This is a genomic window from Methanofollis sp. UBA420 (assembly GCF_002498315.1).
Taxonomy (GTDB): domain Archaea; phylum Halobacteriota; class Methanomicrobia; order Methanomicrobiales; family Methanofollaceae; genus Methanofollis.
Genome location: NZ_DAGX01000006.1, coordinates 22297 through 35332 on the forward strand (window position 1 = coordinate 22297; position 13036 = coordinate 35332).

At 59.2% G+C, this 13036-nt stretch carries 12 protein-coding genes and 1 tRNA gene; all 13 read left to right on the plus strand.

Annotated features, from left to right (window positions below):
• The first annotated feature begins 129 nt into the window (after positions 1 to 129).
• The 13 genes from serA to BP869_RS09810 all read left to right on the plus strand — a co-directional run bounded on the left by serA (position 130) and on the right by BP869_RS09810 (position 13018).
• Positions 130 to 1725 (plus strand): phosphoglycerate dehydrogenase, encoded by a 1596-nt coding sequence (gene serA, locus BP869_RS09750; RefSeq protein WP_342679188.1) that lies wholly within the window; start codon positions 130 to 132, stop codon positions 1723 to 1725.
• Positions 1726 to 1855: 130 nt separating this feature from the next.
• Positions 1856 to 1929 (plus strand) — tRNA-Val (locus BP869_RS09755).
• 110 nt (positions 1930 to 2039) lie between these two features.
• A complete protein-coding gene (locus tag BP869_RS09760) occupies positions 2040 to 3116 on the plus strand; it encodes a Yip1 family protein (RefSeq protein WP_342679190.1) in 1077 nt (358 codons plus the stop codon).
• Positions 3117 to 3225: 109 nt separating this feature from the next.
• Positions 3226 to 4524 carry a hypothetical protein gene (locus tag BP869_RS09765; RefSeq protein ID WP_342679192.1) on the plus strand — a complete coding sequence of 433 codons (1299 nt, stop codon included), beginning with the start codon at positions 3226 to 3228 and terminating at the stop codon, positions 4522 to 4524.
• A 61-nt stretch (positions 4525 to 4585) separates the two neighbouring features.
• A complete protein-coding gene (locus tag BP869_RS09770) occupies positions 4586 to 5752 on the plus strand; it encodes a hypothetical protein (RefSeq protein ID WP_342679194.1) in 1167 nt (388 codons plus the stop codon).
• A gap of 133 nt (positions 5753 to 5885) precedes the next feature.
• Positions 5886 to 6320, plus strand: a complete 435-nt coding sequence (locus BP869_RS09775) for a hypothetical protein (protein ID WP_342679196.1) — start codon at positions 5886 to 5888, stop codon at positions 6318 to 6320.
• Between the two features lie 20 nt (positions 6321 to 6340).
• Positions 6341 to 6949 (plus strand): hypothetical protein, encoded by a 609-nt coding sequence (locus BP869_RS09780; RefSeq protein WP_342679198.1) that lies wholly within the window; start codon positions 6341 to 6343, stop codon positions 6947 to 6949.
• A gap of 118 nt (positions 6950 to 7067) precedes the next feature.
• Positions 7068 to 7370 (plus strand): MazG-like family protein, encoded by a 303-nt coding sequence (locus BP869_RS09785; RefSeq protein ID WP_342679200.1) that lies wholly within the window; start codon positions 7068 to 7070, stop codon positions 7368 to 7370.
• Between the two features lie 626 nt (positions 7371 to 7996).
• Positions 7997 to 8524, plus strand: coding sequence for a hypothetical protein (locus BP869_RS09790; RefSeq protein WP_342679202.1), 528 nt, complete (start codon positions 7997 to 7999; stop codon positions 8522 to 8524).
• Complete coding sequence (locus BP869_RS09795; protein WP_342679204.1) at positions 8521 to 9936, plus strand: ABC transporter ATP-binding protein; 1416 nt, start codon at positions 8521 to 8523, stop codon at positions 9934 to 9936. Before BP869_RS09790 ends, BP869_RS09795 begins: the two co-directional genes overlap by 4 nt.
• Positions 9885 to 10502: an energy-coupling factor transporter transmembrane component T gene (locus BP869_RS09800; RefSeq protein ID WP_342679205.1), complete on the plus strand. Its 618-nt coding sequence runs from the start codon at positions 9885 to 9887 to the stop codon at positions 10500 to 10502. The genes BP869_RS09795 and BP869_RS09800 overlap by 52 nt, the downstream gene beginning before the upstream one ends.
• A 136-nt stretch (positions 10503 to 10638) precedes the next feature.
• Positions 10639 to 11145 carry a hypothetical protein gene (locus tag BP869_RS09805; RefSeq protein ID WP_342679207.1) on the plus strand — a complete coding sequence of 169 codons (507 nt, stop codon included), beginning with the start codon at positions 10639 to 10641 and terminating at the stop codon, positions 11143 to 11145.
• 37 nt (positions 11146 to 11182) lie between these two features.
• Positions 11183 to 13018, plus strand: coding sequence for a YgiQ family radical SAM protein (locus tag BP869_RS09810; protein WP_342679209.1), 1836 nt, complete (start codon positions 11183 to 11185; stop codon positions 13016 to 13018).
• The last annotated feature ends 18 nt before the right edge of the window (positions 13019 to 13036 follow it).

The following is a 13036-nucleotide window of genomic DNA, read 5'->3' on the forward strand; positions in this document are numbered from 1 at the left end:
TCACTTTTCACCACCTGCGCGGGGCAGGAGATGTGAAAAAGTGAGCCCCGACCTCTTTCCGACGATCGCCCGCGGGCATCCCCATCCCTGAGAGAAAAAGACATGAATACCATCAGGGCATCATACATAATGGGGTTTACATTGAAATTCAGAGTCCTTGTCAGCGACCCGCTGGCTGAAGAAGGCATTGAAATATTAAAGGAGACGTGCGACGTCGATGTCCGCACGAACCTGACCGAAGAGCAGTTGATCGAGGCGATCAAAGACTACGATGCAATTCTCGTGCGGAGCGGAACCGAGGTCACGGCAGCAGTGATCGAGGCCGGGACAAACCTGAAGTACATCGGGCGCGCAGGGGCCGGCGTCGACAATATCGATACCGAAGCAGCGACGCGCCGCGGCATCCCGGTTGCAAACGCTCCGATGGGCAACACCCTCGCGGCGACCGAGCACACGATTGCGATGATGCTCTCCCTTGCACGCAACATCCCGCAGGCAACCGCATCCCTGAAAAAGAAGGAGTGGAAGCGCTCGAAGTTCATGGGAGTCGAGGTGAACGAAAAGACCCTCGGCATCGTCGGTCTCGGTCGGATCGGCCGTGAGATCGCAAAGCGCGTCATCGCGATGGATATGAAGGTCGTCGGCTACGACCCCTTCATCACGAAGGAGAACGCAGCGCAGATGGGCGTCGAGTTGATGGGTATCGACGACCTGGTGAAGGTCGCGGACTTCATCACGGTGCACACGCCCCTGACGCCCGAGACGAAGCACCTGATCAATGCCGAGCGCATCGCAACGATGAAGGACGGCGTCAGGCTGATCAACTGCGCCCGCGGCGGCATCATCGACGAGAAGGCGATGTACGATGGGCTCGTATCCGGGAAGATCGCCGGCGCTGCCCTCGATGTCTTCGAGAGCGAACCTCCCTTCGAGTCGCCTCTCCTCACCCTCGACAGCGTGATCGTCACCCCGCACCTCGGGGCAAGCACGGTCGAGGCGCAGAAGAATGTGGCGATCTCTGTCGCGAAGCAGTGCCTTGCCGTCTTTGCCGGCGAGCCTGCAAAGTACGCGGTGAATGTGCCGATGGTTCCGCCAGACCAGCAGGACCTGATGGAGCCCTTCGCCTACCTCGGGGAGAGGATGGGCAAGCTCGCCACCCAGCTCGTTGAGGGCAGGATCGGGGAGATCGACATCACGTACGGTGGCGACCTCGCCGGGAACCGCTTCACCAGGTACATCACCCGCGCCGTCCTCAAGGGGATCCTGGACCCGGTCCTCCGCGAGCCTGTGAACTTCGTCAACGCCGAATACGTGACGAAGGAGCGGGGCATCAAGGTGGCGGAGACGAAGACCGAGGCGTCTTCGGGATTCAAGAACCTGATCACCCTGACGGTGAAGACAGACGTGGGCGAAGAGACGGTCTCCGGCTCTGTCTTCTCGAAGGACAGGATCAGGATCACCTCCATCGGCGGCTACACGATGGATATGGTTCCCGAGGGCTCGGTCATCATCTCCCGCCACCTCGACAAGCCGGGCGTGATCGGCAGGGCCTCGACGATTCTCGGGGCGGCAGAGATCAACATCGCCGGCATGCAGGTGGGCAGGAAGAAGCCGGGCGAAGAGGCGATCATGGTCCTCAACGTCGATTCCGATGTCCCTGCGGCGGTCATGGACGAGATGCGCGCCAAGGTCGGGATCTTCTCCGCAAAGTTTGCAAAGCTCTGAAATTGGCCGGGAGGTGCATGCGCGGGGGCGGTTCGTCCCCGCCCTTCACCTTTCCAGAATATACCGGCTTCAACAAAGTTTATATCAAACGACATTCAATCTATAGAGAGTCGGATTATCCGGCGCACAAGGGCTCGTGGTCTAGCTGGCTATGACGTCGCCTTGACATGGCGGAGGTCCTGAGTTCGAATCTCAGCGGGCCCATACACTTTTTGTATCATTCTCACTTCTTTCGACGATTCAGTCCCTGATCAGATCTTTATTTTACCGACGTACATCGACAGGTCTATACTATCGACATCAAAGGTAAACTGATGCCGTATACATTCATCCAGAAAATATCAGGAGTCCTTTTCAGGCCGGCGAAGACCTTCCGGGACCTGGAGGACGAAAATGTGGGAACCACGCTGGTCCACTATCTCAAACTGTCTCTCCTTTTTTCCCTGCTCATGGCTGCCATGGCCTATTCCATCTTCGGAAGCCTGACAACGAAAAAATGGTCGATGGCCTCCCAGCTTTTCCAGCCGCTGGACTTCTTCGTGGCCCTGGCCGTGACGGTCATCGCCGTCCCCCTGCTCGTCGGGATATGGCTGCATATCTGGGTCTATCTCTTCGGGGGGAGGAGAGGCATCGGGCAGACACTCAAGACGGTGATGTACTCGTACACCTTTTTCTTCATCATCAGCTGGGTCCCCGTCATCGGCCTGCTTGGAGGGGCTCTCTCGACCCTGTACCCGCAGGCGATCGGCATCAGGGAGCTCCATCACATGCCGGGACGCAGGGCGACAGGAGCGGTCTGCGTCGCGGCATTTCTGCCGGTCATCGCCCTCCTCGGGATCATCGTCATGGCAATTCTTGCACCGACCTCGGTACTCCCCCTCCTGTCAAGCGGGACTGGGTCTCCGGCGATCCCCGATTGCCCGTATCTCCTGAACCATTCGGACCTTCCCGAGCAGATAACCTATTTCCACGCAGGCGAAATCGACAGCAAACTGATCAAACCGGACGCACAGGAGTTCGGGTGCCTGAAGGAGTATACGGAGACCTATGCCGAAGAAAAACCGTCTTCGGCCAGTTCCAGACGGATCATGCATTTTGTTATGATCTTTCCCCCGGGCAACGCCTCGATGATGGTGCAGCGCGACGAAGCATTCTACCGGGGGCTGGTGCCGCCGCGCAATGCCGATGCGTTGCCTGCCCCCGAGATCGGGGACCTCTGCATTAGTTATAGAATTCCAGGACTGGGTTCGGGTGGGCGTGAGGCGTACGACAGTTATTGTATCATATTTGCAAAAGGGGACGTCTATGAAAAATTCATCACCATCGGGCCTTCCCCTGATTATGATCTCCTGAGGGATCTTGCACAGAGGGCGGCAGGGAAGATCCCATAATTTCTGGCTCTGGAAAATTCCGATTTCATGACATGGAGGGGAGTGTGCAAACCTCTTCACCCCTCCTGATCGGGTCCTCAAGAACAACTACGCCCCGTTCACCGCCACCGTGACGATCGAGAAGGACCAGACGACCACCCTCACCGCGACCCTGAGCAACGACGACCTGGAAGAGGATGGCCTGCTCGACGACGAAGAGACAAACGGCTTCATCGACGGCTTTGGCAACCGCCACACCACCGATCCCTACCTCCTCGACACCGACGGCGACGGCCTTACCGACGGCTACGAGGCCGGAGAACCAGTCACCGAGAACGGCAAGACTTTCTTCAAGCAGCGCAGCGACCCGACGAAGGCGGACACCGATGGAGACGGGCTGGACGACTATCTGGAGGATGCAATCGAGAGCGATCCGCTCTGTGCGGATTCCGACGGCGATGGCCTTTCCGATTCGTTGGAGTGGGAGATCGGTACCGATCTCTGGTCGGCCGACTCCGACGACGACGGCCATTCCGACTACGAAGAGCACTTCGATCCCGACTACGACCCCCTCGTCTACGAAGAGCGCTACGGTTCCCTGGAGATGGGCCGCGGGTTCCTCCTCGGCGCCGTCCTCGGGGAGTGGGGCGCCGACGACCACGACAACATCTTCTACCTGGGCGGCTGGATCGCAAGCGGTGTCATCGTCCTCGGCGACGTCAGGGACATTGCGGCGACGATCTCGCGGGGCGACCTCACCGGCACGGGCCTCAACCTCGCCGCCCTGATCCCGGGTTACGGCGACGCGGCGAAGGTTGCGGTCGTCGTCGGGAAGTTCGTGGTGAAGCATCCGGAGCTCTTGAAGCCTGCGATGGTGCTGATGGTCGGGGTCGCACCGCATGCGGACAAGGCGGCGGAGACGATCAACGCTCTGCGAAAGGCCCACGGCGACGAGGTGATCGATCGGCTGCTGAGAGACGGGATAACCGAGGACGAACTGAAGGTGGTCGTGAGAAGTAACGGAGACCTAGTGAAGACGCTGGCGGTCGTCAAACGGGGAGACGGAAAGGTCGTCTGGCTAGAGGAAGGAAGGCTTAAATCCGCTGCAGGCAAGGTTTTGGGCTCGGAAAAGGACGTTGGAGGAACTGGATGGATCCACATCCAGAATAACCACGTATACCTTGAAGGTCGCAACCAATTCGCTGAAGCATTCGGTAGTGCTTATAACGATGAAAATCTGATTAAAGAGTTTATACTGGACTGTGCAAAGACGGGAACGATGGATCCGAAAACTCCTATTCGATATTGGAAGAAAATCGATGAGGATCACTATTTATTAGTTGTAGTCGGTGACAACGGGTATCTCCGTACAGCGTATCCACGGTCCCTCGGTAAGGTTCCACCACACATCCGGAGCCTGTTCAGCTGATGGGGTGATATAGATGTTTCGAGCACGAGTGAGAGGAAAGGTTCTAAAAAATATTCTCGGTATGCTGGACGACCATGGGGAAGTGTGCGAGCAGACTGTCATTGTTGAACTGCAGGACGGGACGATATTTTACCTAGAGGATAACAACGGGAACAGCAGGGACGAGACGGTGGGCACGATCAAGACCATGGGCATTCTGGCAGATCTTGCTCATGTCGAAAAAATACCCTCATCGAAAAGAGGTGTCGAATCAACGTATTGTCTGCCGGAAGATCCCGCAGAACAGGAACACATTTATGCCAAGGATCACCCTAATTTTTTTGGCGAAATCGTCGATATCGACCAGAATCATCATAATATCTACATTGACATAGGTACGGGTACCATTGGCGTTGCTCTTTGTCGGCAAGAACGCGATTCCTTTCCCGATTACAGGATCAGGGATTACATCCGAGTAGATGGTCTCTGGGCGGGTTTGGTTGGCATATGGGATCTAGACAACACGGGAGGAAATGGGTGGGTTCACATAGAATCCAACCATGTCAACACTCCATCTGGCAACCAGTTTTATTCCGCATTCGGCCTGAACTACGTGAAGCGGGAAGAGGTTAAAGACCTCATCATGACCGGAGCACGGGATGGCGTTGAGATCGGAAAGAACATGTATCGGTACGTCGAACCGACCTCAGGGAAGGCGTTGCGTCTCTTTATCGCTGACAACGGATATATCGTGACGGCACATCCAGAGACAACTGATATTCCAGACGGCATGCTAAAAGAAAACCTCAAGATCCCCGTTCGCATCGTGAGTGTGAGGCCAGATGCCGAATATCAGGACACAGTGTATACGCAGGTCGTACACGTCGAATTTGCAGATGGCACTCGGGCAGCAGTGTATGACGACGATCTGCTCTGCACCCCCGAGATGGTCGGTCGCAAGGGGAAAATTGTGCTGCGCATGCTGGTAGACGATCTGGAGAAAAACAAGACCTCCGATCGACAGATCTACGCAGAGCCCGCGATGCCCCTTCTGGAAGTGAACGGACGCATCGATGAGATCATCGTCCCGGACGATCCCGAAGATGCGGTACGGTGGCACGATGCCGTTGTCGATTTTGGTGTCGGGAAGATCCTGATCGAGATCGATAAAAGATACTTCCGTCTTCAACTGAAGGAAGGGGATCACGTCCGCGTCGACGGCCGTGTCGATCTGCAGGAGATCGAATAGGAATTTCATCGCCCACTCTTTTTTGGCATTCCAGAGAATGCCTATCCTGTTTAAATGAGCCTGAACCTCACCGAACTGATCCCGGATTCCACTGGCAATATCAAAGGCAAGTTACGGCGACGACGTTCTCGATGTGCTCAGGGCGAAAGGAGCGACAGATTCAACACTCGTTCAACTCTACAAGAGAGATGTCAACCTTTTCCGTGTCGGGAAGATGCTCGAAAACACCTGTGAAGGCGGGTGGGCACCAACCAAAAAACTCACGGCTTCGGGAAACCTGGATAAACATTACACCGATCACGTACTCGATCAATTCGAATGGGGTGAGACCTTTACAAAATCGGTGTATCTCGAAAAGGCAACAACCCTTGTTAACCGGAGGGACGGCAACGTCGAGTTGTACTACCAGGAAGGGTACGACACGCTGGTCGTCTATGATCGCAGTGCCAACGAGTTCGTGAGCGTCACGAAGAACGGGCTGTTCACGACGTTCTTCAGACCAGATGATAGACCTCTTACTCATTATGTGGATGTAAGAATCGCCCACAGATTGATTCGATTAAATTAGATGCAGACAGGAGACAGACAATGGATGAAAGACTCCTCAGCAGAATAACAAAGGGCCTGCTCACCTATGAAAAAAGTATTGAGGAGACGGATGAGCACTACGATGAATTGAAAAGACTTGGGAGATACCCTGCCGATGCACCCTATGGGTTGAAACACCTTCTCCCCTTCTGGATACAAATGCTTGAAGAGGGAGGAGTCGACAGTGCAGGTTTTTGCGTCGAGTATGAAAGAATAACCAGAAAATTGGAAGCACTGGAGCGGAAAAGAGGGCGGGACTATCGCGAAAAATTATTCTCTCTGCTGAAAGACGAGGTTTTCTATTATCCTGCGACAATACGATATTTTGTCGATCAAGAGCCATTCGAACTTGAAATTCCAAATGATTTCGCTACTCGCAGTTCTCTGGAGATCTTACTGATGGAGTTGGAGCGGGATCATGATCTCACGGAGATAAAAAAAGAAGTCGCTCATCTCGATGAGGAATTCAAATCCAAATACCTGCAACATATCGACGAGATCCTCGAATGTTGTGCCGATGCTGTTGATCCCTATACTCCCGAAAGTTTCTGGTGGGAGCATCCCCTGAAACTCTTGAAAGAAAAACAGGCGATGCAGAACAACTCCTGAATTCTTTTTTCTCGACGGCTTCGGCAACCGCCACACCACCGATCCGGACCTCCTCGACACGGAGTCCCGACACAAACCTCCAATGCCCCGCCTGAAAAAAATCCCGCAGGGAAAAGCCATGCACAACTGCTGGGACCTGTCCGAATGCGCGCGGAAAGCGGTTGCATTCAGAGACGAGAGAGGATTCAAGACGTTCAATGACCCGAAGAATCTGGCCGCCGCGATCTCCATCGAGGCGGCCGAGCTGGAGGAGATGTTCCTGTGGAAAGGGAGAGAGGAGTTCGGGGAGATCGACCGGAAAAGGATGTCTGAGATCGCAGACGAACTTGCCGACATCGTGATCTATGCCCTGATCTTCGCCCATGATGCGGAGATCGACCTCAGGGCGGCAGTCAATGCCAGGATCAAAAAACCGGGATAAATATCCTCTTCCGGAAAAATAAATTTCCACACTCCATCTTTCAGCCGGACAGACCATTCAGGCGTCTCCAGCCGTCCGGGGATCCGGCCACTATCGAGCATCACCCTATCCCTCATATCAGATATAAACCCTGCAGCGCCGAACAATTAGATTTATACATCAGTACATATCACCTGAAATTATGTCCAGATCTGGGACAAAAATGATCAGAAACCAGATGAATGACAGAGACATGGGCAGAGATCGGAAGCAGTCGTATGACGAGTTCGATGAGGAGTTCGACCCCGAAGACTTCGGGGGCAAGAAAAGAAAGAGACGGTGAAGAGTATATCCCCGCACAACGGGCCTGAACCCCTGGCCCGACCCGGCCCCCGGGCCGGATCCCTCATATCTTTTTTCGCCGCGGTGCGCAGCGCCTTTGTTAGATTCTCATTCTCCCCCACACCCCGAACGCACATATTATATACCCAAATGCACAACATTATACAATGATGTATCATATGGCGCATTTTCCTGCCCCCGCGGGGTGCAGACCCGCCACCCCGGCATCACCCTGGCGCTGGTGACCGCCGCACTCTTTTCATCTCCCGAGCACAGCCAGCCGAATATCACACAACCTCGATATCATGAAGTCACGCGACATTGCCATTGCAGGTATCCTGCTTGCCACCGGCGCGATCATGCGCTATATTTCCCTGGTGATCCCGGGCCCGATCGTCTCGAACCTGGTCATCGCCTTCTACTGCCTTGCGATCATCCTCATCGTCCCGGCCTTCGGGGAGGCCGTCGGTATCGGCGTCGTCGCCGGGATCGTCTGCGCTCTCGTCAGCCACTCGGTCTTCCCACCCGCAAACCTCGTCTCAGAACCCATCGGTGCGGCCGTCTGTCTCATCGCCTATACAGCGCTGAAAGGGCGGGTCGGCACGGCACCCGGCATCGCCACCCTCGTTGCGACCCTTGCCTCGGGAGCGACCTTCGTCGCCGTTGCCGCCCTTGCCATCGCCCCGACGATCCTGACGAAGTTCCCCTCGATCGGGGCCTTCGTCCTGGTGACCGCACCGATCGTCGTCCTGACCGCGGTCGTGAACGCCGGGATCGCCCAGGCGCTCTTCATCCCCGCGTCCCGTGCCCTCACACGGGGGAGAGGCCTGTGATCCGGCTAGACGGCCTCACCTACACCTATCCGGGCGCAGAAGCCCCGGCCCTGAAGGGCGTCGACCTCACGGTCGGGGCAGGCGAACTCGTCCTCCTCACCGGCCCGACGGGGGCCGGGAAGACCACGCTCTGCCGCGCCGCAGGCGGCGTCCTCGCCCACGGATACGGCGGCACCACGGAGGGAACGGTCAGGATCGCAGGGAAGGACGCGGCTGACTACCAGGGCATGGAGGATGTCGCCTCTGTCGCAGGCATGACCTTCGACGATGCCGACGCCCAGCTCATACTCTCCACCGTCGAGGAGGAGATCGGATCGGCCTGCGGCGAGGGGACAGACACCGCGGAGATCCTTCTGATGATGGGCCTCCTCCACCTCAGGGAAAGGGCGCCGCACACCCTCTCCGGCGGGGAAAAACAGCGGAATGTCCTCGGGGCGGCGATCGCGGGCATGAGGCCCGTGCTGATCCTTGACGAGCCCGCGGCCGAACTCGACCCGGCCCATGCGGCACGAGTGGCAGGGATCCTTTCCACCCTGAAGGAGAAGGGCACCGCGATCCTCCTTGCTGAGAACATGCCCGGCCCCTTCGCCGCGATCGCCGACCGCGTCGTCAGGCTCGAAGGGGGGCGGGTCGCCGCCAGGGCAGGCCAGTCAGCAGTTCCGGCCGGGAGGCCGGCAGAGGCCGCACCGGCCGGAGAGCCCGCGATCAGGATCGCCGGCCTCGCCCACTCTTATGGCAGCGGTTTTTCCCTCGGCCCCATCGACCTTGTCGTCAGGGCAGGGGAGTGCGTGGCGATCACCGGCGAGAACGGTTCAGGAAAGACCACCCTGATCAGGCACCTGAACGGCCTCCTCCTCCCTGAGAAGGGAATGGTCGAGGTCTGCGGCATGGACACGAAACAGCACCCTGTCGCCGCCCTCGCCCGGAAGGTCGGCCTCGTCTTCCAGAACCCGGACACCATGCTCTTCGAGGAGACGGCAGAGCGCGAGGTCCTCTTCGGGGCGCGGAACACCGGCGTCCCCGACCCGGCAGGGGCGGCACGGGCGGCCCTCTCGGCAGTCGGCCTCCTCGCGCGGAAGGACGCCTACCCCCGCCACCTCAGCCGCGGGGAAAGGCAGCGCCTCGCCGTCGCCTGCGTCCTTGCGATGGACCCGGCGGTGATCGTCCTCGACGAACCGACCACCGGGCTTGCGCCCGAGGAGGCGGGCATCGTCATGGACCACCTGCAGCGCCTCTGCAGGGAGGGGAAGGCCGTCGTCATGGTCACCCACGACCACGGACTTGCGGCGCGGTATGCCGGCCGGACCATCAGGATGGAAAAAGGACAGGTCGTCGAAGACACCACACACGGAGCGGAGACATGCAGGAGATCTTCCAGTACAGGAACGGCACAGGCGTCCTCCACCGCATGAACCCGGTCGCGAAGATCGGCGGCGGCGCGGCGGTCGTCATCCTCGCCGTCCTCACGAGCGACCCGCTCGTCCTCGGCGGCATGGTCCTTGGCCTCGCGGCTCTCGGAGTTGCTGCAGGCACAGGAAAAGACCTGGCGCAGCAGGTTCCCCTCCTCATCTTCCTCGGCGGGTTCCTTGTCGCCGTCACCGTCCTCACCGTCCCGGAGATCGGCCTCTCCTTCGGCCTTGCCCTTGCCCTCCGCTTCTGCGCCATGGTCTTCGCCTTCCAGATCCTGGTGGCCACGACCATGCCGACCGCCCTTGTCAGGGCCCTGCGGAGGATCGGCTTTCCCGCGGACTACGCCCTGATGGCACTCGTCGCCCTGCGGTTCGTCCCCCACCTCCAGATCGAGGGGACGAAGATCAGTGAGGCGCAGGCGGCACGGGGTTTCTCGCCCGGGACAGGCGTCAGGGGCATGGTCAGGAAGGCCCTGCCGGTGCTCGTGCCCCTCATCGCCAACGCCCTCGGGAAGGCCGAGGTGATCGGACTGACCATCGACCTGCGGAGGCTGCGGGAACACCTCTGATCCCGGACAGGTTGATATCAGGTGCGCCTCAGGGACTTCCCGGGATCGAGAGAATCGAGAAAAATATCGCCCAATTTTAATCTCTGATCGATTTAAAGGGATTATTTCCCATAGGGCCGAACAGACAGATATAAAAATGACTGTGGGCGATACCCTCAACATGAAAGGGGAAACAGCCCTGGGCATCATCACAGTTCTGACATTTCTCTTCATCCTCGTCTTCCTCCTCGTCACCAGCGGGGCAGGCGGAGAAACAGCCGTCCCCACCACAGACCCCGGCGCGGCGGTGGTGACCCCTGCATCGGCACAGACACCGGCCCCCCTGCCCACATATACCCCGGCAGGGGAAACTGCCGATCCGGTCACCGGCAGATGGGTCTCCGACCCGCCATCTCACGAGGAACTCGACCTCCGCCCTGACGGCACCGGCACCCTCACGGCCGTCCCCGAGAACCTCACAGGGGAGGCACGCACGCATGCGGTGGTCTGGGAGGAGGACACGGCCACCAGGGTCGAAGGAATGCGCACGTACCGCCTCACCGTCCTCGGCAATACCGAATCCATCCTCTACCTCAGGAACAGGACCGACACCCTCTCCAGAAACGGCCTCGGGATCGCCCTGACGTACACGCGGTCTCCATAACACAGGTTTTTCTCCGCAGGGGAGGATATCTGCAGGCATGATCCCGCAGCCATCTTTCCTGCCCATGACCCGCGAGGAGGCCGACGCACTCGGCATCGGGGAGTTCGACGTCATCCTCATTACAGGCGACGCCTATGTCGACCACCCCTCCTTCGGGACCGCGATCATCGGGAGAGTGCTCTGGGACGCGGGCTACAAAGTCGGCGTCATCGCGCAGCCGGACTGGAAAAAGCCTGATGACTTCCTCCGTCTTGGCAGGCCCAGGCTCTTTTTCAGCATCTCTTCGGGGAACGTGGACTCGATGGTCAATGCCTTCACGCCGCGGAAGAAGCGGCGGAGCACAGACGCCTACTCCCCGGGCGGGCGGCCCCGCCGCCCGGACAGGGCAACGATTGTCTACGCAAACATGGTCAGATCCCTCTTCCCGGGCACCCCGATCATCCTCGGGGGCATCGAGGCAAGCCTGCGCCGCTTCGCCCACTATGACCACTGGTCTGACTCGGTCCGCCAGGCGGTCCTTGCCGACGCCCCCGCAGACGCCCTCGTCTACGGGATGGGGGAGAGGCAGGTCGTCGAGATCGCCGGGCGCCTTGCCGCAGGAAAAGACCTGCAAGGGATCCGGGGGACCGCGGTGACGATCTCTGTCGCGGAGTGGCGGGAGACAGATCCCGCGGGGATGGTCGTCATCCCCGGCTACCCTGAGGTGCGCGAGAGCCCGGAGGCCTATGCCCGGGCCTTCGCCCTCCATGCACGGGAGCAGGACCCGGTCCGCGGCAGGACAGTCGTCCAGCCTCACCCGAAGACCGTCATCGTCCAGTACCCGCCGGCCCTCCCCCTGGACACCGCCGCGCTCGACCATGTCTACGCACTCCCGTACACCCGGGCCGCGCACCCGTCGTACAGGGAACCTATCCCTGCCCTCGAACCGGTGCAGTTCTCCATCACCACACACCGCGGCTGCTTCGGCTCCTGCTCCTTCTGCGCCCTCACTCATCATCAGGGCCGGATCATCCAGAGCCGGAGCCCCACCTCGATCCTCGCAGAGGCGCGGCGCCTCGCAGCAATGCCCGGGTTCAAAGGCGTGATCCAGGACGTCGGCGGACCGACCGCGGACATGTACGGTCTCTCCTGCCCGCAGTGGGAGAAGCATGGTGCCTGCCCGGACAGGCGGTGCAGCCCGGACTGCCCGAACCTTGCGACCTCGCATGCCGCCCAGATAGACCTCCTGCGCCAGTTGCGGACACTTTCAGGGGTGCGGCAGGTGCACATCCAGTCAGGGATCAGGTACGACCTCGCCCTTGCCGACCCCGCGTACATCGACGAGATCGCCGCTCACCATGTCTCCGGCCACCTCAAGGTCGCCCCCGAGCACATTGCAAAACAGGTGACCACCCTCATGAACAAACCGGGCAGGGAGGTCTTCGACCGCTTCAAGGAGCGTTTTGCGGCGGCGAGCAGAAAGGCCGGGAAAGAGCAGTACCTCCTCCCGTACCTCATGTCAGGCCACCCCGGCTGCACCATCCAGGACAGTATCGAACTCGCCGAGTACATCAGGGACAACCGCCTGTACACCGAGCAGGTGCAGGACTTTACCCCGACGCCAATGACCCGCTCGACCTGCATGTACGCCACCGGAATCGACCCCATGACAATGGAGCAGATCCATGTCCCGGCAGGGCGGGAGAAGGAGGTCCAGCGGGCGCTCCTCCAGTACAGGGACCCGAAGAACCGCGGCCTTGTCGCGGAAGGACTGCATCAGGCCAGGCGGGAAGACCTCATCGGCAGCGGCTGGGCCTGCCTCGTTCCGGCACGGCATGACAGGCCAGAGAGGGAGAGGGCGGAGACACAGAGGCGGAGCGGGCGCAGACGATGACGCCAGTGGATTTTTGTC

Coding starts and splice junctions, on each gene's coding strand:
- BP869_RS09785 (WP_342679200.1), top strand. CDS start 7,068: ATGCACAACTGCTGGGACCTGTCCGAATGCGCGCGGAAAGCGGTTGCA.
- serA (WP_342679188.1), top strand. CDS start 130: ATGGGGTTTACATTGAAATTCAGAGTCCTTGTCAGCGACCCGCTGGCT.
- BP869_RS09770 (WP_342679194.1), top strand. CDS start 4,586: ATGCTGGACGACCATGGGGAAGTGTGCGAGCAGACTGTCATTGTTGAA.
- BP869_RS09780 (WP_342679198.1), top strand. CDS start 6,341: ATGGATGAAAGACTCCTCAGCAGAATAACAAAGGGCCTGCTCACCTAT.
- BP869_RS09760 (WP_342679190.1), top strand. CDS start 2,040: ATGCCGTATACATTCATCCAGAAAATATCAGGAGTCCTTTTCAGGCCG.
- BP869_RS09805 (WP_342679207.1), top strand. CDS start 10,639: ATGACTGTGGGCGATACCCTCAACATGAAAGGGGAAACAGCCCTGGGC.
- BP869_RS09810 (WP_342679209.1), top strand. CDS start 11,183: ATGATCCCGCAGCCATCTTTCCTGCCCATGACCCGCGAGGAGGCCGAC.
- BP869_RS09800 (WP_342679205.1), top strand. CDS start 9,885: ATGCAGGAGATCTTCCAGTACAGGAACGGCACAGGCGTCCTCCACCGC.
- BP869_RS09790 (WP_342679202.1), top strand. CDS start 7,997: ATGAAGTCACGCGACATTGCCATTGCAGGTATCCTGCTTGCCACCGGC.